Annotated in this window: 17 protein-coding genes; 5 read left to right on the plus strand and 12 right to left on the minus strand. The window is 73.7% G+C overall.

Features of this window, described 5'->3' with window-relative positions; genetic code table 11:
• Window positions 1–401: 401 nt before the first annotated feature.
• Window positions 402–1,004, plus strand: a complete 603-nt coding sequence (locus tag AC1C2W_RS08565; protein WP_495388455.1) for a GNAT family N-acetyltransferase — start codon at window positions 402–404, stop codon at window positions 1,002–1,004.
• A 47-nt stretch (window positions 1,005–1,051) separates the two neighbouring features.
• Here the strand turns inward: AC1C2W_RS08565 and AC1C2W_RS08570 are convergent, their stop codons facing one another.
• The 6 genes from AC1C2W_RS08570 to AC1C2W_RS08595 all read right to left on the minus strand — a co-directional run bounded on the left by AC1C2W_RS08570 (window position 1,052) and on the right by AC1C2W_RS08595 (window position 8,203).
• The gene (locus AC1C2W_RS08570) at window positions 1,052–2,047 is read right to left on the minus strand and encodes a sugar phosphate isomerase/epimerase family protein (RefSeq protein ID WP_495388456.1); all 996 of its coding nucleotides are present in this window, start codon (window positions 2,045–2,047) and stop codon (window positions 1,052–1,054) included.
• A gap of 84 nt (window positions 2,048–2,131) precedes the next feature.
• A complete protein-coding gene (locus AC1C2W_RS08575) occupies window positions 2,132–3,136 on the minus strand; it encodes a sugar phosphate isomerase/epimerase family protein (RefSeq protein WP_495412882.1) in 1,005 nt (334 codons plus the stop codon).
• 76 nt (window positions 3,137–3,212) lie between these two features.
• A complete protein-coding gene (locus AC1C2W_RS08580; protein WP_495412883.1) occupies window positions 3,213–4,406 on the minus strand; it encodes a Gfo/Idh/MocA family protein in 1,194 nt (397 codons plus the stop codon).
• Window positions 4,407–4,509: 103 nt separating this feature from the next.
• Window positions 4,510–5,571: a substrate-binding domain-containing protein gene (locus tag AC1C2W_RS08585; RefSeq protein ID WP_495388459.1), complete on the minus strand. Its 1,062-nt coding sequence runs from the start codon at window positions 5,569–5,571 to the stop codon at window positions 4,510–4,512.
• Between the two features lie 83 nt (window positions 5,572–5,654).
• Complete coding sequence (locus AC1C2W_RS08590; protein WP_495388460.1) at window positions 5,655–6,656, minus strand: ABC transporter permease; 1,002 nt, start codon at window positions 6,654–6,656, stop codon at window positions 5,655–5,657.
• Window positions 6,653–8,203 carry a sugar ABC transporter ATP-binding protein gene (locus AC1C2W_RS08595; RefSeq protein WP_495412884.1) on the minus strand — a complete coding sequence of 517 codons (1,551 nt, stop codon included), beginning with the start codon at window positions 8,201–8,203 and terminating at the stop codon, window positions 6,653–6,655. The genes AC1C2W_RS08590 and AC1C2W_RS08595 overlap by 4 nt, the downstream gene beginning before the upstream one ends.
• Window positions 8,204–8,279: 76 nt before the next feature.
• Here AC1C2W_RS08595 and AC1C2W_RS08600 point away from each other — a divergent pair, with 76 nt between their 5' ends.
• Together AC1C2W_RS08600 and AC1C2W_RS08605 are read left to right on the plus strand one after the other, a co-directional pair.
• Window positions 8,280–9,467 (plus strand): ROK family protein, encoded by a 1,188-nt coding sequence (locus AC1C2W_RS08600; RefSeq protein ID WP_495412885.1) that lies wholly within the window; start codon window positions 8,280–8,282, stop codon window positions 9,465–9,467.
• A gap of 31 nt (window positions 9,468–9,498) precedes the next feature.
• Window positions 9,499–10,395, plus strand: a complete 897-nt coding sequence (locus AC1C2W_RS08605) for a dihydrodipicolinate synthase family protein (protein WP_495412886.1) — start codon at window positions 9,499–9,501, stop codon at window positions 10,393–10,395.
• Window positions 10,396–10,491: 96 nt separating this feature from the next.
• Here the strand turns inward: AC1C2W_RS08605 and ligA are convergent, their stop codons facing one another.
• A complete protein-coding gene (ligA, locus tag AC1C2W_RS08610) occupies window positions 10,492–12,918 on the minus strand; it encodes an NAD-dependent DNA ligase LigA (protein WP_495412887.1) in 2,427 nt (808 codons plus the stop codon).
• A gap of 142 nt (window positions 12,919–13,060) precedes the next feature.
• On the opposite strand from ligA, the gene AC1C2W_RS08615 reads away from it, so the two are divergent.
• Window positions 13,061–14,557, plus strand: coding sequence for a flavin-containing monooxygenase (locus AC1C2W_RS08615; protein WP_495388465.1), 1,497 nt, complete (start codon window positions 13,061–13,063; stop codon window positions 14,555–14,557).
• A 50-nt stretch (window positions 14,558–14,607) separates the two neighbouring features.
• Here the strand turns inward: AC1C2W_RS08615 and AC1C2W_RS08620 are convergent, their stop codons facing one another.
• The 5 genes from AC1C2W_RS08620 to AC1C2W_RS08640 are packed head-to-tail and all read right to left on the minus strand — an operon-like array spanning window position 14,608 to window position 18,654.
• The gene (locus tag AC1C2W_RS08620; protein ID WP_495388466.1) at window positions 14,608–15,837 is read right to left on the minus strand and encodes a cytochrome P450 family protein; all 1,230 of its coding nucleotides are present in this window, start codon (window positions 15,835–15,837) and stop codon (window positions 14,608–14,610) included.
• The gene (locus AC1C2W_RS08625) at window positions 15,834–16,472 is read right to left on the minus strand and encodes a GTP-binding protein (protein WP_495388467.1); all 639 of its coding nucleotides are present in this window, start codon (window positions 16,470–16,472) and stop codon (window positions 15,834–15,836) included. Before AC1C2W_RS08625 ends, AC1C2W_RS08620 begins: the two co-directional genes overlap by 4 nt.
• Window positions 16,453–16,806, minus strand: coding sequence for a DUF742 domain-containing protein (locus AC1C2W_RS08630; protein ID WP_495388468.1), 354 nt, complete (start codon window positions 16,804–16,806; stop codon window positions 16,453–16,455). The genes AC1C2W_RS08625 and AC1C2W_RS08630 overlap by 20 nt, the downstream gene beginning before the upstream one ends.
• Window positions 16,807–16,816: 10 nt before the next feature.
• Window positions 16,817–17,311, minus strand: coding sequence for a roadblock/LC7 domain-containing protein (locus tag AC1C2W_RS08635; RefSeq protein ID WP_495388469.1), 495 nt, complete (start codon window positions 17,309–17,311; stop codon window positions 16,817–16,819).
• Window positions 17,308–18,654: an ATP-binding protein gene (locus AC1C2W_RS08640; protein WP_495388470.1), complete on the minus strand. Its 1,347-nt coding sequence runs from the start codon at window positions 18,652–18,654 to the stop codon at window positions 17,308–17,310. Before AC1C2W_RS08640 ends, AC1C2W_RS08635 begins: the two co-directional genes overlap by 4 nt.
• Before the next feature lie 146 nt (window positions 18,655–18,800).
• Between AC1C2W_RS08640 and AC1C2W_RS08645 the strand changes: the two genes are divergently transcribed.
• Window positions 18,801–21,008 (plus strand): prolyl oligopeptidase family serine peptidase, encoded by a 2,208-nt coding sequence (locus AC1C2W_RS08645; RefSeq protein WP_495412888.1) that lies wholly within the window; start codon window positions 18,801–18,803, stop codon window positions 21,006–21,008.
• The last annotated feature ends 57 nt before the right edge of the window (window positions 21,009–21,065 follow it).

Consider the following 21,065-nt stretch of genomic DNA (forward strand, 5'->3'; position numbering starts at 1 on the left):
AAAAACTTTGGCATTGACTATCAAACACACTGTTGAGTTCTCAAACAACCGACGCACACCCACAAGACCAGGACCTTCGTCCTGACCCCGCCGGGGGCAACTCCTCAAACTTACCAGACTCTTTCCGGCCGATCCAACCGCCCGTTCCCGGGCAACGGCTCGTCCGACTCGACGTCGGGAAGCCCCCAGATCGCGTCTCGGGGCACACGAAGCGACCCGATCCTCGAATGGAGTTCCAGCCCCGGTCGGCCACTCGAGCGCCGGTCTCCCGGGCTGTGCTCTTCGTGTCCGTCTCCCTGTCGGGCTGACTTCGTAGAACTTACACGCTCCTCGGGCCCGGACCAACTCCGCCGGCGGTGACGCGGGGCACACACACCCGGAGGCAGGGCTAGATTCGCGCGGTGACCGCCTCTTCGCCCCTCGTTCCGTCGCCCGGCCACGTGCTCGTGCGCCCCGCCCGTGCCGAGGAGGCTGCGGACGTCGCCTGGCTCGCCGCGCTGACGTTCCCCCTCGCGTGCCCGCCCGCGACACGGGTAGCCACGATCGCCGCGCACATCGCGGCGCACCTGAGCCCCGAGTGCTTCCGGGCGTGGATCGCCTCGGACCGCCACGCGCTCCCGGTCGCCGTCGGACCGGGCTCCGGCCGGCTGCTCGGCTACGCGCTCGTGGCGTTCGGCGAGCCGGACGGGCAGGCAGAGCGCGACGTGCTCGGCGACGCGGCCGGCCCGGGGCCGTACGCCGAGCTCTCCAAGATCTACGTCCATCCCGACGCGACGGGATCCGGTGTCGCGGGGCTTCTCCTCGACGACGTGGTCCGCGCGGCCGGGCGCCTCGCCCCCGACCCCGGCGCTGCCCCGCACCTGTGGCTCGGGACGAACGGCCAGAACCTGCGCGCCCAGGCCTTCTACCGCAAGCACGGCTTCGAGGTGGCGGGGACGCGTACCTACGACGTCGGCGGCGTGGAGCACGACGACGTCGTGATGATTCAGCGTCGCGACGCCTGACGGCGCCGGTCCCGGTCCGCTCCCCGGAGACCGGCCGCCGCCTCCCGTCAGTGCCGGCCGGGACGGGCGCGCAGCGCGAGGATCGCGTCCGCGCTGCGCTCGGCGTTGCCCAGGGAGTCCACCGGGTGCGGAGGCTCGGCGACGGTGGCCGCGTTGTCCTGCTCCCAGATCCCGTGCTGCTGCCCCGAGCCGTGCAGGGCGCTGAGGAACGACCGGTAGTCGAGGTCGCCCACCCCGAACTCGACGATGTCGTAGCCGTTGGCCGACGTCGGGTTCACCCGGCCGTCCTTGAGGTGGAACATCGGATACCGCTTCCGGTTCGCCAGCACGTACTCGACCGGCTCGAAGCCTGGGTAGAGGTACCGCCCCACGAAGGCCCAATACACGTCCATCTCGAGGAACACGGCGCGCGGGTCGGTGTTCTCGAGGAACACGTCGTACAGCCGCACGGACGGGTCGTCGGTCGCGAACCCGAACTCGTGCTGGTGGTTGTGCTGGTAGAACTTCAGCCCGCGCGCGGCGGCCGCCGCGCCGAAGCCGTTGAACTGCTCGGCGGCGGCCAGGTACCCGGCGACCGTCCGCACGTTGGTGGGCGCGTTCGCCGTGCCGACGTGCCGCATCCCCAGCGTCTCGGCGATGTCGAGCTCCGCCTCCAGGTTCGCGGCGAAGTCGCCGATCCCGCGGTGCGAGCCGACCGCGGCCAGGCCGTTGTCGTCCAGCAGCGTGCGGATCTGCGCCGGCGTGATCGCACCGACGGTCCCCTGCGTGTAGCCGGCGAACTCCACCTCGGCGTACCCGATCTGCGCGAGGCGCTCGAACACGGCGCGGAAACCCAGGGAGGAGACCTTGTCGCGGATCGAGTACAGCTGGATGCCCAGCTTGCCCGGGGGCACGAGCCGGCGACCTCCCCCGCCGGCCCCGGCCGCCGCCGCGGGAAACGCCGCGGCGGCCCCCGCCCCGGTGACGGTCGCGGCTCCGACCGCGACGGTGGACCCCGCCAGACGCAGGAACGTCCGGCGGTCGAGCTCGGTACGACTGGTCATGCTGATCTCCTTTGATCAGGACGCCGGACCACCCGGCGCCACGCTGTCGTCGTCCAGGCTGGGTCGGCCGCGTCGCCGCGTGGGTCAGCGGCGCTGGGAGAACGCGGCGTCGAACGCCGCCGCCGGCGGGTCGAACGCGAGCCCGCGCACGAACTCCAGAGCCTGGCGCGCGCCGACCAGGCGGTCCATTCCGGCGTCTTCCCACTCGATCGAGATCGGCCCCGCGTACCCGATCGTGTTGAGCATCCGGAACGCGTCCTCCCAGGGCACGTCCCCGCGCCCGGTGGAGATGAAGTCCCAGCCGCGTCGCGGGTCCGCCCACGGCAGGTGGGACGACAGCCGCCCGTTGCGGCCGTTCGTCATGCGCTTCTTGGAGTCCTTGCAGTCCACGTGGAAGATGCGGTCGCGGAAGTCCCACAGGAAGCTCACCGGGTCCAGGTCCTGCCACACCATGTGCGACGGGTCCCAGTTGAGGCCGAAGGCCTCGCGGTGCCCGATCGCCTCGAGGGTGCGCACCGTCGTCCAGTAGTCGTACGCGATCTCGCTCGGGTGCACCTCGTGCGCGAACCGCACCCCGACCTCGTCGAAGACGTCGAGGATCGGGTTCCAGCGGTCCGCGAAGTCCTGGTAGCCGGCTTCGACCATCGCCTCGGACGCGGGCGGGAACATGGCCACGTACTTCCAGATCGACGACCCCGTGAACCCCACGACCGTGTCGACCCCCAGCCGGGCCGCCAGCCGCGCGGTGTGCTTCATCTCCTCGGCCGCGCGCTGCCGCACCCCCTCCGGGTCGCCGTCGCCCCATACGACGTCGGGCAGGATGTCGCGGTGCCGCGCGTCGATGGGGTCGTCGCACACCGCCTGGCCCTTGAGGTGGTTGGAGATCGCGTGCACCGTGAGCCCGTGCCGCTCCAGCAGGTCCAGCCGGGACTGCACGTAGGCGTCGTCGTCCCATCGCCACGGGTCGAGGTGGTCGCCCCAGCAGGCGAGCTCCAGCCCGTCGTACCCCCAGCCGGACGCGAGCCGGGCCACCTCCTCCAGGGGTAGGTCGGCCCACTGGCCCGTGAACAGGGTGATCGGTCGTGACATCGAGATGCTCCTTCTCAGCGGGTTTCGACAGGTTCAACCAGCGACGTGGGTTGCGACAGGCTCGGTTTCGACAGGCTCAACCGGCGAGGTCGACCCAACCGCTGCCGCCGGTGGAGCTGCGCTCGACGGCGTCGAGCACCCGCTGCACGGCGAGGCCGTCGGCGAAGGACGGCGTCGGCTGCTTGCCGGCCGCCAGGTCGCCGACGAGGTCGACGACCTGATGGGTGAAGGCGTGCTCGTAACCCAGGCCGTGGCCGGCCGGCCACCAGTGCCCGCCGTAGGGGTGCTCCGGCTCCGTCACGACGATGCGACGGAACCCCGCGACCTGGGCGTCGTCGCTCGCATCGAAGAAGTGCAGCAGGTTCATGTCCTCGAAGTCGAAGGCGACCGAGCCCCGGGTCCCGTTGACCTCGAGCCGGATCGCGTTCTTGCGACCCCCGGCGTACCGGGTGGCCTCGAAGCTGGCGAGCCCCCCGCCCGCCAGCCGCCCGAAGAAGACGGCCGCGTCGTCGACCGTCACCGGGCCGGTGCCCTCCCCCGCCTCGCCGGACAGGCCGGAGAACGACGCCGGCACCGGGCGCTCGTGCACGAAGGTCTCGAGCATCCCGGCCACGCCGACCAGCCGTTCGCCGGTGACGAACTGCGCGAGGTCGACCACGTGGGCGCCGATGTCGCCCAGCGCGCCGGAGCCCGCCTTCTCCTTGTCGAGCCGCCACGACAGCGGCGCGTCGGGGTCCGTGAGCCAGTCCTGCAGGTACTGGGCCCGCACGTGCCGCACCTCGCCGATCCGCCCCTGCTCGACCAGGCGACGCGCGAGCTGGATCGCGGGGACGCGGCGGTACGTGAAGCCCACCGTCGCCGTCACCCCGCGCCGGGCCGCCGCGTCGGCGGCCGCCACCATCGTCTCGGCCTCGGCCACCGAGTTCGCGAGCGGCTTCTCGCACAGCACGTGCTTGCCCGCCTCGAGCGCCGCGACCGCGATCTCGGCGTGCGTGTCGCCCGGGGTGCACACGTCCACGAGGTCGACGTCGTCGCGCGTGAGCAGCTCCCGCCAGTCCGTCACGGCGTCGTCCCAGCCGAGCCGGTCCGCCGCCGCGCGGACCGCCTGAGGGTCGCGGCCCGCGACGACCCGCATCCGGGGGGCGAGCGGCAGGTCGAAGAACCGCGGCGCGGTCCGCCAGGCCTGCGAGTGCGCCGCACCCATGAACGCGTATCCGACCATCCCGACGCCCAGCGTCGGAGTCCCCCCTGCTGGGGCGTGCTCGGCCATGCTGCCCTCCCTGTCCTGCGGTGGCGCACCGGCCGGCCCTGGGAGCCGGCCGGTGCCGTCCGTCGTGTTCCCGGTGGTCGTCAGTCGTCGTCGATCGGCCCGGTCAGGACCGGAAGCCGATCGGCAGGTACTGGTCGACGTTGTCGGCCGTGACGACCGGTGCGTAGAGCTGCGTGGTGCGCGGGACGCCCGCCGAGACGAGGTCCCCCATGTTCTTGTCGTGCACCACGAGCCGGGCCAGCTTGATGCCGTCGGCGGCCTGCGTCGACGGGTAGACGACGGTGGCCTGCAGCACGGAGTCGTCGGCCTTGATGTGCTCCATCACGTCGAGGGAACCGGCGCCGCCGACCATGAAGAACTCGTCCCGGCCGGCGTTCTCGATGGCGGCCAGGACGCCGACGCCCTGGTCGTCGTCGTGGTTCCAGATGGCGTCGATCTTCGGCTCCGCCTGCAGGAGGTTCGACGTGGCCGTCTCGCCGCCCTGGACGGTGAAGTCCGCGGCGACCCGGGCGTCGACGTCCAGGCCGCAGTCGGACAGCGCGTCCTTGAAGCCCTTGCTGCGGTCCTGGGTGAGCGGCAGCGAGTCGATGCCCGCGATCTCGGCGACGACGGCGTCGGGGTTGTCCCCGAGCTGCTCGCAGATGTACGTGCCGGCGCTCACGCCCATCCCGTAGTTGTCGCCGAGCACCGTGGCGCGTGCCGCGAACGGGCTGGAGAACTCGCGGTCCACGTTGATGACGGGGATCCCCGCGTCCATCGCCTTGGTGGCGACCTCGGTGAGCGCCGCACCGTCGAACGGGAGCAGCACGATGGCGTCGACGCCGTCGTTGATGAACTGCTCGATCTGGCTGATCTGGACGTTGACGTCGTTGGTGGCCTCCGCCTGCCGGAGCTCGACGTCCGAGTACTGCTCGGCGGTGTCGACGGCGGACTGGGTGATGGCGCCCATCCAGCCGTGGTCGGCTGCGGGGGCGGAGAAGCCGATGACCATCTCTTCCCCCGGCTCGTCGTTGCCCTCGGCCGCGACCTGCGGTGCGGCCGAGCCCTCGTCCTCGGGGGCCTCGTTGCTGGTGCAGCCGGCGGCGAGCAGGACGGCGGTGGTGGCCACGGCGGCCAGCGCGGCGGTGCGCCGGCCACGGTTGAAGCGTTCGGTACGTGCGGACATGTGATCCTCGATTCGGTCCGGCCCCGCCGGGCGGGTGACCCGGTGCGGGGTGGTGCGGGGAGATGCAGGGAGGTGCGGCGGCGTCAGGTGGACGATCGTTTGGCGAACCGCTGCTGGATCAGCACGGCGGCCACGATGATCACGCCCTTGGCGACGTTCTGGGCGGAGATCGACAGGTTGTTGATCGTGAAGACGTTGGTGAGCATCGCGAAGATGACGACGCCGATCACGGTGCCGACGATGGTGCCGCGCCCGCCGATGAGCAGCGTGCCGCCGACGACCACGGCGGCGATCACCTCGAGCTCGAGATACATGCCGTGCGTGGAGCTTCCGGCCGTGGTGCGGCCGAGCATCATCACGCCCGCGATGCCCGACGTGAGCCCGGACAGCGCGTAGACGTACAGCAGGTGGCGCTGCACCTTGATGCCCGCGAGGCGCGACGCCTCGATGTTGCCGCCCACGGCCACCGTGCGCCGTCCGAACGTGGTGCGGTTGAACAGGAACCAGCCGGCCACGGCGACCACGGCGAAGATCCACACGAGCACCGGGACGCCGATGAAGTCGGCGCGGAAGAAGTCCAGGAACCCGTCCACGCCGACGACCTGCGTCTGCCGGCCGGAGATCATCTCCGCGAGGCCGCGGGCGGCGATCATCATCGCGAGGGTGGCGATGAACGCCACGACCCTGCCGTAGGCGATGATCAGGCCGTTGATGAGGCCCGCCGCGGTGCCCACCGCGAGCGCCGTGAGCACCATGACCGTCCAGTGCACGTCCTCGGCCATCGTCTGGGTGGCGAGCGTGCTGGCCCACACGGAGGTGAGGCCCACCAGGGAGCCCACCGACAGGTCGATGCCGCCCGCGGTGATGACGTACGTCATCCCGATGGCCAGCACGCCGGTCACCGACGCGAGCCGGAGGATGGTCATGATGTTGTCGATGCTGGCGAAGCGCTCGCCGCCCGTGATCACGCCGACGACGGCGACGAGGGCCAGGGCCACGACGAGCCCGACGGTGCGCCCGGCGGGGCCGGACAGCCACGAGGACCGCGACTCGGCCGCGGGTGGTGCGTCGACCTGGGTGCTCATGCGGCGGTTCCTTCCATGACGAGGTCGAGCACGCGGTGCTCGTCGATGTCCTGCGCGGGTGCACGGTGCACGACGCGTCCTTCGGAGACCACGAGCACGTGGTCGGCGAGCCCCAGGACCTCCGGGATCTCGCTGGAGACGACGACGACCGCTGTCCCGGCGTCGGCGAGCCGGCGCACCAGGGCGTAGAGCTCGGACCGGGCGCCGACGTCGACGCCACGGGTGGGCTCGTCCAGGAGCAGCACGTCGCAGCCGTGCACGAGCCACCGGCCGAGCAGCGCCTTCTGCTGGTTGCCGCCCGACAGGGTGCGGGCGGTGCGGTCGACGTCGGCGGGCCGCAGGTCGAGGGCAGAGACCTGCTCGCGCGCCGCCGCGCGCTCCGCGCGCTCGTCGAGCCAGCCGCCCCGGGCGATCCGGGCGAAGGTGGACAGGGTGATGTTCTTGTAGACGGGCTCGTCGAGGACGAGGCCCTGGCTCTTGCGCTCCTCGGGGCACAGCCCGATGCCGGTGCCCACCGCGGCGTCCACCGAGCCCGCACGCAGGCGCCGGCCCTTGACCGTCACGCTGCCCGCGGTGCGCCGCCGGGCGCCGTAGAGCGTCTCGAGGATCTCCGAGCGCCCGGCGCCGACCAGGCCCGCCAGGCCGACGATCTCGCCGGCCCGGACCTGGAAGGACACGTCCTCGAACGTCCCGGCGAGAGCAAGCCCTTCGACGTCGAGCACGACGGGCGCGTCCTGGGGGACGCCCGGCCGCGCCGGGAAGGCGTACTCGACGGTCCGCCCGGTCATGAGGCGGATCAGCTCGACGGTCGGCGTCGTGGCCGGCAGGTCGCGGCCCACCGTCCGCCCGTCCTTGAGCACGGTGATGCGATCGCCGATCTGGCGGATCTCCTCCATGCGGTGGGAGATGTAGACGACGGCCACCCCCTGCGCGGTGAGCTCGCGGACCACCCGGAAGAGGTTCTGCACCTCGCCCGCGTCGAGCACGGCGGACGGCTCGTCCATGACGATGACGCGCGCGTCGTGGGAGAGCGCCCGCGCCATCGACACCACCTGCTTGCCCGCGGCCGACAGGCGGCCGACCTCGCGGTGCGGAGAGATCTCGGGGTGGCCGAGCCGCGCCAGCAGCTCGCGCGTGCGCCGGGTCGCGTCGCGCCGCTGCGTGAACCCGCCGCGGTCGAGCTCGTGGCCGAGGAAAACGTTCTCCGCGACGGTGAGCCCGTCGACCACGTCGAGCTCCTGATAGATGGTGGCGATGCCGTGCCGCAGCGCCGCGACCGGGTGCGGGACGACGACCTCGGCGCCGTCGACCAGCACCCGACCGGCGGTGGGCTGGTGCGCGCCCGCCAGCACCTTGATGAGGGTCGACTTGCCGGCGCCGTTCTGACCGAGCAGGCAGTGCACCTCGCCCGGCAGCACGTCGAGGTCCACCCCGTCGAGCGCCTTGGCGCCCGGGAAGTGCTTGACGATCCCCTCCATGCGCAGCAGAGGGACCGGGGCGTCTCTGTCCTCGGGCGTTGCCGCGTCGTCGCGGTCCACGTCGACCATGGGTCTGAACCTAGGACCCCTTCTGTCGAGCGTCAAGCAAAAGATGCGGGTGAACCGGTCGTGATTGACTACGGCCATGACGGAAGGTGTAGGCGCCGGCCCGCGGACGTCCGGGGCGGGCGAGATGTTCCAGCTTCTGCGCGACGGGCGCGCCCGGACGCGGGCCGAGCTCGCCACCCTCACGGGGCAGGCGAGATCCACGGTCGCCGGGCGCATCGACGCGCTCATGGCCACCGGGCTCATCGCCCCGGCCGGCGAGGCGACCTCCACCGGGGGACGCCCGCCTGCGACCTTCGCGTTCCACCCGTCGTCGCAGGTGGTGCTGGGCGTCGACCTCGGCGCGACCCATGCGCGGCTCGCCGTGACGGACCTCGCCTCGACCGTGCTCGCCGAGCTGGACGCCCCGCTCGCCATCGCGGACGGGCCGGGGCCCGTGCTCGAGTGGGTCGCCGAGACGGGGCGCAAGCTCCTCGAGACCGCCGGCCGCGACCTCGCGGACCTCGCCGGGGTGGGCGTCGGGCTGCCCGGGCCCGTCGAGCACGCCACCGGCCACCCGAACAACCCCCCGATCATGCCCGGCTGGGACGACGCGGACGTGCCAGGGATCCTCCGGGCCCGCTTCGACGCACCCGTGCTCGTGGACAACGACGTCAACATCATGGCGCTCGGCGAGCACCGCATCGCCTGGGCGGACGTCCCGGACCTCATCCTCGTCAAGGTCGCCACGGGCATCGGCGCCGGCATCATCGCCGACGGCGCGCTGCGGCGCGGCGCGCAGGGTGCGGCGGGCGACATCGGGCACATCGCCGTCCCCGGGGCCGAGGACATCGTGTGCCGCTGCGGCAACGTGGGCTGCCTCGAGGCGATCGCGAGCGCGCAGGCGCTGGCCTCCCACCTCCGGCAGGAGGGCCTCGACGTCGCCGGCCCGGCCGACGTCGTCGCCCTGGTGCGCGGCGGCGACGTCAGCGCCGGGCGGGCCGTGCGGCAGGCGGGCCGCGAGATCGGCGCCGTGCTGGCCTCCACCGTCAGCCTGCTCAACCCGTCGGTGATCGTGCTCGGGGGCATCCTCGCCGAGGCCGGCGAGCACCTGATCGCCGGGATCCGGGAGGTCGTGTATCGACGGTCGCTGCCGCTGGCCACCCAGCACCTGCGCATCGCCGTGGCCCGCACCGGTGCGCAGGCCGGCGTGCTCGGGGCCGCCGCGATGGCCTCCGACCACGCGCTCTCCACCGAGGCGGTGGAGGCGCTCACCGCGAGCGCCTGACCACCGCGGGCACCGCCGTACGATGCGCGGCATGACCACCACGACCGCACCGTTCACCGGGCTGCTCGCGTACCCGATCACACCGTTGCACGACGACGGGACGCCCGACCTCGATGCGCTCGCCGGTCTCGTCGACCGCGCCGTCGCAGCCGGGGTGGACGGCGTCACGGTGCTGGCGACCTCCGGCGCCGGGGTGTCGTTCGACGGCGACGAGCGGGACGCCGTGGTGCGCGCCGCCGTCGACGCCGCTGGCTCGCTGGCCCCGGTGTACGCGGGCGCGGCGGACGCGTCCGCTCACCGCGTCGTCGCGCACGCCCGGGCCGCCGTCCGGTCCGGCGCCGCGGGGCTCGTCCTCCCCCCGTTCTCCTACCTGCCGCTCGACGACGCCGACGTGGGCGCGCTCTTCGCGCGGGTCTCCGCCGCCGTGCCGGGTACCCCCGTGTGCTTCTACAACAAGCCCGTGCAGCTCGGGTACGACGTCTCGGTGGAGCTCCTCGGGCGCCTCGCCGCCGAGGGCGTGGTGGCCGCGGTCAAGGACCCGGCGTCGACGGCGGCCCGGCCGGCGGGCCGGGTGGCCGCGCTCCGCGCCGCCGGCCCGGGCGTCGCGGTGGGGCTCAGCGGGGACGACGCGCTGGTCGGGGCGGCCGAGCCGGCCGACGCCTGGCACACCGGGCTCGCGGCCCTCGCGCCGGCCGAGTACGTCGCCGTCCGGCGTGCCAGGGTGGCGGGCCGGGACGACGACTCGGCGGCGCGGGCGTGGCTGCTCGAGGTCGCGCACGCGGTCGCCGCGACGAGGCGGCCGATCGCGGCGTTCCACGCGCTGGCGAACCTGCTGGGCGCGCCCACCGCGCCGCCGCGCGACGCGCTGGTCCCGCTCGCCGCCGCCGACGAGGGGCCCCTCCGGGACGTCGTCGCCCGGCGCCCCTGACGCCTGACGGGCCCGCCGAGCGCAGGGGCCGCGCCGCGGAGGGCCGGGAGCGAGGTGGTGGGAGCGTCGAGCACCCGCGCAGCGTAGCCGCGGGCGTCAGTCGCCCTCGTCGCCGTCCGGAGCGTCGCCCACCGTGCCGTCCAGGCCGCCGTCCAGCGCCGCCGGGCCGGCCTCGAGCAGGCGCGTGAACCCGTCCTCGTCGAGGACCGGCAGGCCGAGCTCCTCCGCCTTGGCCGCCTTCGTCCCGGCGTTCTCGCCCACGACGACGTAGTCGGTCTTCTTCGAGACCGACCCGGCAGACTTGCCACCCGCGGCGAGGATCGCCTCCTTCGCCCCGTCGCGGCTGTAGCCCTCGAGCGAGCCGGTGACCACGACCGTCAGGCCGGCAAGCGGTCCGGTCGGGCCCTGGTCGGCCTGCGTCGCCATGGCCTCCGGGCCGGGGTGCCCGGGCGTGGCGAAGCGGACCCCGGCGCGCTCCCACGCCGCGACGATCTCCCGGTGCCAGTCCACCTCGAACCAGTCCAGCAGCGCGTCGGCGATGATCGGGCCCACGCCGTCGACCGCGGCCAGCTCCTCGCGCGAGGCCGCACGGATCGCGTCGAGCGAGCCGAACCAGTCCGCGAGCGCCCGGGCCGCGACGGGCCCGACGTGCCGGATGTTGAGGCTGACCAGGATGCGCCACAGGTCCTTCGTCTTGGCGCGGTCCAGCTCGAAGACGAGTGTCTCGGCGGTGGTGGAGGGCCCGTAGACCGGGAAGTCCTTGCGGACCCCGGCCGCGCGGCGCTCCGCCGGCGTCGCGTCCTCGTACCCCGGCGGGTAGGTGCGGCTGACGACCTTCTGGAACGGCCGGACCACCTTGGCGCTGGTGATCGAGCCGTCCGACATGGTGACGTCGGCCGACTCCCCCCGGCCGTCGCTCGGCCGCGGCAGCCCGGTCTCCGGGTCCCGGACGACCACGCGGATGGGGGCGAGCTGCTCGATCGTGAGGTCGAAGAGGTCCTTCTCCGTGCGCAGGGGCGGCTCCTTCGGCTCCAGCGGCTGCGTGAGCGCGGCGGCCGTCACCTCGCCCAGCGCGTCGACGTCGAGCCCGCCCCGCGAGCCGATGTGCTCCACGCGCCCGCGCACCTGCGCCGGGCAGGTCTCGGCGTTGGGGCAGCGCAGGTCGACGTCGCCCTCCTTCATCGGGCGCAGCGGCGTGCCGCATTCGGGGCACTGGGCGGGCATGACGAAGTCCTCGCGGGGGTAGCCGTCGTCCGCGAGCGCCGCGACCGGGCCGAGGATCTCGGGGATCACGTCGCCGGCCTTGCGCAGCACCACCATGTCGCCGATGCGCACGCCCTTGGCCCGCACCACGTCCTGGTTGTGCAACGTGGCCTGCCGCACGGTGGAGCCCGCGACCTTGACCGGCTCCATCACCGCGTACGGCGTCGCCCGGCCCGTGCGCCCCACCCCCACCTGGATGGCCAGGAGGCGGGTGTTGACCTCCTCCGGCGGGTACTTGTACGCGATGGCCCAGCGCGGCGCGCGGCTGGTGGCGCCCAGGCGGCGCTGGTCGGCGAGCGCGTCCACCTTGACGACGATGCCGTCCAGCTCGTGCTCGATGGAGTGCCGGTGCTCGCCGTAGTAGTCGATCATCTGCTGCACGCCGTCGAGGCCCTCGACCACCCGGTTGTGCGGCGAGACCGGGACGCCCCACTGCTCGAAGAGCGCGTACGCGTCCGACTGGCGCCCGAGCTCGGCGTGCTCGCCCTGGGTCCACTGCAGGGCGCCCACCCCGTGCGCGTACATGCGCAGGTTGCGGCTCTCGGTGACCTGCGGGTCCTTCTGCCGCAGCGAGCCCGCCGCGGTGTTCCGCGGGTTGGCGTACGGGTCCAGACCCGCGGCGACGAGCTTCTCGTTGAGCGCCGCGAAGTCGTCGACGCCCATGAAGACCTCGCCCCGGACCTCGATGACGTCCGGGTGCGTGGCCGGGTCGCCGCCCAGGCGCTGCGGGATGGTCGCGATGGTGCGCACGTTGGCGGTCACGTCCTCGCCCGTGCGACCGTCGCCGCGCGTGGCCGCACGCACCAACCGGCCTTTCTCGTAGAGCAGCGCGATCGCGAGGCCGTCGATCTTGACCTCGCACAGGTACCCGACGCGGTCGTCGGGCCCGAGGCCCAGGTCGCGGTGCACGCGCGTGGCCCACGCGGCGATGTCCTCGGCGCTGAACGCGTTGTCGAGGGACAGCATCTGCTCCAGGTGCTGGACCGTCGCGAAGCCCGCCGCCGCGCGGCCGCCCACCCGCTGCGTCGGAGACTCCGGTGTGACGAGCGCCGGGTGCGCCGCCTCCAGGTCCTGCAGCTCGCGCATGCGCCCGTCGTACTCGGCGTCCGAGACCTTCGGCGCGTCGTCCTCGTAGTACGCGCGCTGGTCCTCCTCGACCAGCGCGACCAGCTCCGCCCAGCGGCGCTGGGCGCCGGCCTCGTCGCGCACGGTCTCGTCGAGCGCAGTCTCGTCGAGCGCAGTGGGTTCGATGTCGGTCACGGGCCCATCTTGCCGCGTCCCGCCGACACCGGCCGTACCGACGCCGGGGCCGTCGGCCCCGCCACGGGACCTATCGCGCGGACTGTCCGGACCGCTACGATTCTGGCGATTCGGCCCTTATCGACCGACAGCAAGGACGACCATGAAGATCGCCGTCGTCGGCGCCGGCTTCGCCGGCCTGGCCAGTGCCAAGGTGCTCCGCGAGTTCGGGCACGACGTGACCGTGTTCGACAAGACCCCCGACGTCGGCGGCGTGTGGAGCGCCAGCCGCCGCTACTCCGGGCTCACGACCCAGAACAACAAGGGCTCGTACTCCTTCTCCGACCTGCCGATGCCCAAAGACTTCCCCGAGTGGCCCAGCGGCGAGCAGGTGCAGGCCTACCTGGAGCAGTACGTCGAGCTGCACGACCTGGGCGGCACGCTGCGCCTGTCGACCGAGGTCGTGCAGGCCGAGCTCACCCCGGCCGAGGACGGCTGGCTCGTCACCGCGCGCCGGGCCGGCGAGGCGGTGGGCGATCCCGAGCCGTTCGACCACCTCGTGGTCGCGAACGGCATCTTCTCCGACCCCGTCATCCCCCGGTTCGAGGGGCTCGCGCAGCTCCTGCGGGCGGGCGGCAAGGTCGTCGCCGCGAGCCAGCTCACCTCGCTCGAGGACGCGCGCGACAAGCATGTCGTCGTCGTGGGCTACGGCAAGTCCGCCTGCGACGTCGCCGCGGAGCTGGGCCAGGTCGCGGTCAGCACCCACGTGGTGGCGCGACACCTGCTGTGGAAGCTGCCCAAGAAGCTGGGCAACGCGCTGAACTACAAGTACCTCCTGCTCACCCGCCTCGGCGAGGGCCTGTTCCGTTACCAGACCCTTGAGGGCGGGATGGAGCGGTTCCTGCACGGGCCGGGCGACGGCGTCCGCCGGTCGATGCTCTCCGGCGTCAGCTCGGTCTCCACCAGGCAGCTGCGCCTGAAGGAGCTCGGCCTGGTGCCCCGCGGCGAGTTCGCGGACATCGCCCGGTCCTCGGCGTCGCTCGCCACCGACGGCTTCTTCGAGCAGGTCCACGCGGGCGCGATCGTGGTGCACCGCGACACCGAGATCGAGCGCCTGGCGGCGGACGACGACGGCGCCCCCGTCGCCGTGCTCGACGACGGGACGACGACGCGCGCCGACCTCGTGGTCTGCGGCACCGGCTTCCACCAGCGCGTGCCGTTCCTCGACGACGACCTGCGGGCCCGCCTGCTCGACGACCGGGGGAACTTCCAGCTCTACCGGCAGGTGCTGCCCCACGACGTACCCCACCTGACCTTCGCCGGGTACAACTCGTCGCTGTTCAGCCCGCTGTCGGCCGAGATCGGCGCCGTGTGGACGGCCGCCTACCTGGCCGGCGCCCTGCGGCTGCCCCCGCTCGAGGTCCGCCGCGAGCACGTGGCCGGTCGCGTGGACTGGATGGAGAAGCGCACGGAGGGCAAGCACGCCCGCGGCACCAACGTCATCCCGTTCTCGCTGCGCCAGGTCGACGAGCTGCTGGACGATCTCGACGCGCGCCTCCCCGCGCCCACGCGCGCCGCCCAGTGGCTGCTGCCGGTGGTCCCGAAGGCGTTCCGGCACGTGTCGACCCGGATCCGGGAGCGCGTCGCGCAGCACGCGTGACCCGCCCGCCGCGGGCTCCCGCTCCGCACGAGCCGCGAGATCAGTCGCAGTCAGACGAAGCGGACCGGGAGCTCGCGCGGGTGGCGCACCCACGCCGAGCGCACGGGCAGCACGTCGCCGGGCGCGAGCATCAGCTCCATGTCGGCGGCCCGGGCGAGGAAGTGCCCCACCACCGTGCGGGTGATGACCGGCGCCGTGCGGTGCGCGGGGCACGCGTGGGCGCCCGTGCCCCAGGTGAGGTGGAACCGCGAGTCGACCTGCTCCCACGTGTCGACCGCCTGGACGGCGCGGTCGGCGTTGGCGGCGGCGACGGCCGGCACGACCGCGTCGCCGGCGGCGACGGCCTGGCCGCCCAGCTCGCCGTCGGTGAGGGCGTAGCGGGGCCGCAGGTGCGGCAGCGGCGGCGTGTCGCGGGCGACCTCGTCCAGGGCGTCGTCGAGGGAGAGCCGGCCACCGTACAGCCGGGCCGCGAACGCCGGGTCCGCGAGCACGCGCTGCAGGGCGGTGGCGATCCAGGCGATCTCGGCGTCGTGCGCCGTCTGGAAGAGCAGCGCGACGGCGCCCATCACCTCCAGGTCGTTCGCGTGCCCGGGGTGGGCCAGCAGCGCCGACGTGAGGTCGTCGCTGGGCTCGGCGCGGCGGGCGGCGACGAACCCCGCGAGCAGGTCCTCGGCCTCGGTGGCGGCCGCGTAGGCGTCCTGGGTGCCCGACCGCTGGGCCACGGTGAGCTCGTGCAGTCGACGCGCGTCCGCGAGCGTCATGCCGAGCAGGTCGGCCAGCACGCGCACGGGCACGTCGACGGCGTACTGGGCCACCATGTCCGCGCTGCCGCGGGCGGCGAGCCGGCCGAGCACGGCGGTGCACGCGACGTCCACCGTCCGCACGACACGCTTCTCCTCGAGCGCGTCCAGGGCGTCGGCCAGGGGCGCGCGCAGGCGCCGGTGCTCGGCTCCGTCGCGGTCGTGGGCGCTGTCGCGCTGCGCGAGCACGGCCCGCGTCGGCGAGCGCCAGGCGACGAGCCGCTCGGCCTCGTACCGCCAGTGGCGGGAGTCCCGGGAGAACAGCGCCTCGTTGCGCAGCACGGCGGCGACCTCGGCGTGCCCCAGGGCCAGCCAGGCCGGCACCCCCGGCTCGAGGTCGACCGGCGCGAGCGCGCCCCAGCGCGAGCGCAGGGCCTCGTAGCTCGCCCGCGGGTCCACGGCACCGGCCAGGTCCGCGAGCAGCGGTCGATCGGCGACGTCCTCGAGACGCACGACGCGCACCGCGCCGGTGAGGCTCACGCGGTCGCGCTCCCGCCGCCCGCGCGGCGCACGGCGTGCGCGACGAGGGCCTTGAGCGCCTCCACGGCCTGGCGGCGTTCGCGCAGGTCGCCGGAGACGACCGGTGTGCCCGGCGGCAGGTCGAGGGCGCCGCGCACGGCGTCTACGCCGTAGCGCGGCGCGTCCGGGAACTCGTTGACCACCACGGCGATCGGCAGCCGCGTCTGCTCCTCGAGCTGGTCCAGCACCTCGAAGCTGTCCTCCAGCCGGCGCGTGTCGACCAGGACGAGCGCCCCGACGGCGCCCTCGGCCAGGCCGGCCCACAGATCCCAGAAGCGCCGCTGCCCCGGCGTGCCGAACAGGTAGAGCGCGGTGGTCCCGCCCACGGTCACCCGGCCGAAGTCCATCGCGACCGTCGTCGTCGACTTCGACCCGAGGAGGGGGTCGACGCCGACGCTGGCGGCGGTGACGGTCTCCTCGGTGCTGAGGACGGGGATCTCGCTCACGGCGCCGATGAGGGTGGTCTTGCCGACGCCGTAGGAGCCCACCACCAGCACCTTGACCGACCGCTCGACGGTCGACGCCAGGTGCCGGGCGCTGCCGGGATCAGAACCTGTCGGGTCCGGACCCGTGCGATCAGAATCGCTGGAGCCCATCGAGCACCTCCTCCAGCAGGCCGAGTCCCGGCAGGTCGTGCTGCGCGTGGGAGCGGATCGCCAGGTAGCCGGAGTCGACCAGGTCGGACACCAGCACCGCCACGAGGCTCGTGGGCAGGTGCAGGTACGCGGCGAGCTCGGCCAGGGCGAGCGTGCCCCGGCAGGTCTCGAGGAGGGCGCGCTCGTGACGCCCGGCGCCGACGGGCAGCTCGCGCCCGTCGTCCACCGTGCGCAGGAGCGTCTCGGGCCGCAACGTGTTGCGGGAGGGATGCGCGCGTCCGCCGGTCAGGACGTACGAGCGCACCGGATGGTCGCGGTAGCCGTCCGTGGGCATCGGGTCTCCCTCAGTGCTCGAGCGAGGGCTCGGACGGGGAACCGGGCATGGTCTCGAGCGTGGTCTCGAGCGGGAGCGCGACCGACGGCCCGACCGGGTCGGTGCCGAGCGTCCGCTCCCCGATCATGAGGACCTGGGCCTGCATCTGCTGGGCCACGAGCCCGGGGTCCACGGTCGCGTCGGTCACGACCGCGAGCCGCGACCCGTCGCCCGCACCACGGACGAAGAGGAAGCCGCCCTCGAACTCCACGAGCACCTGGCGCAGCCGGTCCCCCGCGCCGAACTCCCGGCCCATGCTCATGCCGAGGGCGATGAGGCCCGCGCAGGCCGCCGCGACCTTGTCGGCGGAGTCCGGGTCGGTGACGTCCGTGCGGACCTTCACCAGCCCGTCGGAGCTGAGCACGACGGCGTGCCGCACACCACGCACCCCGGCCACGAGGTCGAGCATCCAGCTGTCGGGATGCGCGATCCCGAGCGGCGTCGTGCCGGTGGTCTGGGTGGTCATCTGTCCTCCGAGTTCCCGTCCGTCACGGTCGACGGCTCCTGGGCGTGGTGATCGGTCGCGAAGAACGCGCCGATCCATTCGCCGGCCTGCTCCGCGGTCTGGTCAGCGGTCTGGTCGGCGGTCTGGGCAGTGGGGGTCCGGGCCGGGGCGAGAGCGGCCGGGTCGACGGCGCCGCGCCTCGCGCGCCGCTGCGGGAGCGCCGGCGGCGCCACCGGTTCCGGCGGCACGGACGACGGCGCGAACGAGAGTGCCGCAGTCGTCCGGGCCTCGGGCACGACCGCGCGATCGCCCCACGCCTCGTCGACGCTCGGGGCCAGCGCCTCCGGTGCCACCGCGGACGTGGTGGTCAGCTCGCCGGGGACCAGCACGACGGCCCGCAGGCCCCCGTAGACGGACTCCATCAGGTCCACGCGCAGGCCGAGCAGGCGCGCGTACGCGCCGACGACGGCCAGGCCGGTCTGCGGGACCTCGCCGAGGTCCGCGATCCCCACCGGGCGCTTGCCCGACGCGACCTCCCGCACCCGCTCGAGCTCACGCGGGGCCATCCCCACGCCGCAGTCGTCGACCTCGATGACGGCGCCTCGCTGCACCTGCCGGATGGCGACGAGGACCTGGGTGTTCGGCGGGGAGCACTGGGTGGCGTTCGCGAGCAGCTCCGCGACCACGTGCGCGAGCGGCTCGATCGCCCGCCCGAGGACCGCCAGACCCGGGTCGCCCGAGACGTCGATGCGCTGGAAGGCGGTGATGCGCCCGGCGGCCGCCCGGACGACGTCCGGCAGGGCCAGCGGGTCGTCCCAGGCCTGGCCGGGCCGGCGGCCGCAGAGGGCGACGAGGTTCTGCGCCTGCCGCGCGTGCTGGGCCGCGGCGTGGTCGATCCGCATGGAGGTGTGCAGCACGTCCGGGTCCGCCGCGTGCCGCTGCACCATGCGCGCGGCCTCCTCCTGGATGCGGTGCGCCGAGGCCTGGACCTTGCGGCCCAGCGCGACGACGGCGGTCTCGACCGCGGCCCGCTGGTCGTCGTGCGCCTCCTGGGCGCCCGCCAGCGCCGTCGTCGCCTCCTCGAGGGACCGCGCGCTCGCCGCCAGGCCCGCCGCGAGCTCGTCGCGGAACGCGAGACGGGCGGACTCGGCCCGCCGGGCGGCCAGCGACAGCGCTACCGCCGCGACCACGACGAGGACGGCCGCCAGGGCGGCCAAGGCCCATCCCGTCTCGCGCGCCACGGGTTCCCCCGCGGCACCCCCGAGCACCGGCACGGCCGCGACGCAGAGCACCGCGGCCCCGGCGCAGAGCTGTCCGATGACGCGGGCGCTCGCGCCCGGACCGGCAGAGGTCGTCGTACTCACCGCACCCCCGTGGGTGAAAGGGGCGAAACCCCTGGAACGTCCATAGCGGGATCAATCCCCTGACCAGGAGTTTCTACCACGGGCGCCCCCCGGTTGGAAGAGGACCTGCCGCCGGAGTGCCTGGCCCGGAGGTTATCGTGCCGACCATGACCGCCGAGCGTCTCGAGACCGTCCCGTCCACCGCCGCACCGACCACCCCGCTCGACCCCGGAGCGCCCGACCCGTTCGCGTGGCTGGAGGACGTCGAGGGCGCGGACGCGCTCGCCTGGGTGCGCGCGCGCAACGACCACGCGCACGCCACCCTCGGCGCGGCCGAGGACTTCGCGGCCACGGAGACGGCGGTCCGCGAGGTGCTGGACTCCGACGAGCGCATCCCCGACGTGTCGCGGATCGGCGACCACCTGTACAACTTCTGGCGCGACGCCGAGCACGAGCGCGGCCTGTGGCGTCGCACCACCCTCGAGGAGTACCGCACCGACGACCCCGCGTGGGAGACGGTGCTCGACCTCGACGCCCTCGCCGCGGCGGAGGCCGAGAGCTGGGTGTGGCACGGCGCCTCGCTGCTGCGCCCCACCCCGGAGCAGCTCGCCGCGGGAGAGCCCTGGCGCCGCGCGCTCGTGGACCTCTCCCCCGGCGGGTCCGACGCCGACGTGACGCGCGAGTTCGACCTCGTGGACAAGCGGTTCGTGCCGGCGGCCGAGGGCGGGTTCGAGCGCGACACCACGCGGGCCGACGGCCACACCGGCGCCAAGGGCGGGCTCGCCTGGGCCGACGAGGACGCCGTGTACGTCTTCACGGACTTCGGGCCGGGCACCATGACCCCGTCGGGCTATCCGCGGGTCGCCAAGCTCTGGCGGCGCGGGACACCGCTGGAGGCCGCAGTCGTCGTGTACGAGGGCACCGACGACGACATGTACATCTCGGCACGGCGCTCCCGGACGCCGGGCTTCGAGCGCGACGTCGTGAGCCGGTCGATCGCCTTCTACCGCTCGGAGACGTACCTCGTCGAGCAGGTCGGCACGCCCGAGCAGCGGCTCGTGAAGATCGACGTGCCCGAGTCGGCTGAGGTCGGCTTCCACCGCGAGTGGCTGCTGGTCGAGCTGCGCGACGACTGGACCACCGCCGGCACCACGTACCCCGCCGGCTCGCTGCTCGCTGCCCCCGCGGACGCGTTCCTCGCGGGCTCGCGCGAGCTCACCGTCTTGTTCGAGCCCACGCCGTCGACCTCCCTGGTCGGGGCCGCCTGGACGCGGCACCACCTGGTGGTGAACGTGCTCGACGACGTGAAGAACCGCCTGCACGTACTCACCCCGCCCGCCGGGGCGGGCACGGCGCCCGGCGAGCCCTGGACCCGCTCGACGCTGCCCGTGGGCGGCGACCTCGTCACCGTCGGCGCTCGCGCCGTCGACCCGGTGGACGGCGACGACGTCTGGCTCACCACCACCGGCTACCTCACGCCGTCGACCCTCGCGCTCGCGACCGTCCGCGGCCCCGAGGACGAGCCGGCCGAGCCCGAGCCGCTGAAGGCCGCCCCCGCGTTCTTCGACGCCGACGGCATGGTCGCCGTCCAGCACTTCGCCACCTCCGACGACGGCACCCGCGTGCCGTACTTCGTCGTCGGGCGCGAGGACCTGGTGCGTCCGGCCGACCCGACGCTCCCGGGCGCGGCGCCGACCCTGCTCTACGGGTACGGCGGCTTCGAGATCCCGCTGCTGCCCGGCTACTCCCCCGCGGCCGGCCGCGCGTGGCTGGCCCGCGGCGGCGTGCACGTGGTGGCCAACATCCGAGGCGGCGGCGAGTACGGCCCCGCGTGGCACCAGGCCGCGCTGCGCGAGCGCCGCCACAAGGCGTACGAGGACTTCGCCGCCGTGGCCCGCGACCTCGTGGCTCGCGGCATCACGACCCCCGCGCACCTGGGCGCGCAGGGCGGGTCCAACGGCGGGCTACTGGCCGGCAACATGCTCACGCAGTACCCCGAGCTGTTCGGGGCCGTCGTGGTGCAGGTGCCGCTGCTGGACATGAAGCGGTACTCGCACCTGCTCGCCGGCGCGTCCTGGGTTGCCGAGTACGGCGACCCGGACACCGCGGACTGGGAGTTCGTCCGGACGTTCTCGCCGTACCACCTGTTCGACGCCGACCGCGACTACCCGCCGGTGCTGTTCACGACGTCCACCAAGGACGACCGCGTGCACCCCGGCCACGCGCGCAAGATGGCCGCGCTCATGCTCGCTGCGGGGAAGGACGTCACCTCGTACGAGAACATCGAGGGCGGGCACGGCGGCGCGGCCAACAACGCGCAGGCCGCGCACATGTCCGCGCTGGCCTGGACGTTCCTGCGCGAGCGCCTCGCCTGACGTCGCTGGTCGAGCCTGCGCCGTCCTGAGCCTGTCGAAGGGTCGAGTCCCCGGTTT

Source organism: Isoptericola sp. Y581, from assembly GCF_059445475.1.

Bases quoted from the DNA above. Each gene is read 5' to 3' on its own strand.
- AC1C2W_RS08570 (WP_495388456.1), bottom strand. From the start codon at position 2,047: ATGACCAGTCGTACCGAGCTCGACCGCCGGACGTTCCTGCGTCTGGCG.
- AC1C2W_RS08575 (WP_495412882.1), bottom strand. From the start codon at position 3,136: ATGTCACGACCGATCACCCTGTTCACGGGCCAGTGGGCCGACCTACCC.
- AC1C2W_RS08580 (WP_495412883.1), bottom strand. From the start codon at position 4,406: ATGGCCGAGCACGCCCCAGCAGGGGGGACTCCGACGCTGGGCGTCGGG.
- AC1C2W_RS08585 (WP_495388459.1), bottom strand. From the start codon at position 5,571: ATGTCCGCACGTACCGAACGCTTCAACCGTGGCCGGCGCACCGCCGCG.
- AC1C2W_RS08590 (WP_495388460.1), bottom strand. From the start codon at position 6,656: ATGAGCACCCAGGTCGACGCACCACCCGCGGCCGAGTCGCGGTCCTCG.
- AC1C2W_RS08595 (WP_495412884.1), bottom strand. From the start codon at position 8,203: ATGGTCGACGTGGACCGCGACGACGCGGCAACGCCCGAGGACAGAGAC.
- AC1C2W_RS08600 (WP_495412885.1), top strand. From the start codon at position 8,280: ATGACGGAAGGTGTAGGCGCCGGCCCGCGGACGTCCGGGGCGGGCGAG.
- AC1C2W_RS08605 (WP_495412886.1), top strand. From the start codon at position 9,499: ATGACCACCACGACCGCACCGTTCACCGGGCTGCTCGCGTACCCGATC.
- AC1C2W_RS08615 (WP_495388465.1), top strand. From the start codon at position 13,061: ATGAAGATCGCCGTCGTCGGCGCCGGCTTCGCCGGCCTGGCCAGTGCC.
- AC1C2W_RS08625 (WP_495388467.1), bottom strand. From the start codon at position 16,472: ATGGGCTCCAGCGATTCTGATCGCACGGGTCCGGACCCGACAGGTTCT.
- AC1C2W_RS08630 (WP_495388468.1), bottom strand. From the start codon at position 16,806: ATGCCCACGGACGGCTACCGCGACCATCCGGTGCGCTCGTACGTCCTG.
- AC1C2W_RS08635 (WP_495388469.1), bottom strand. From the start codon at position 17,311: ATGACCACCCAGACCACCGGCACGACGCCGCTCGGGATCGCGCATCCC.
- AC1C2W_RS08645 (WP_495412888.1), top strand. From the start codon at position 18,801: ATGACCGCCGAGCGTCTCGAGACCGTCCCGTCCACCGCCGCACCGACC.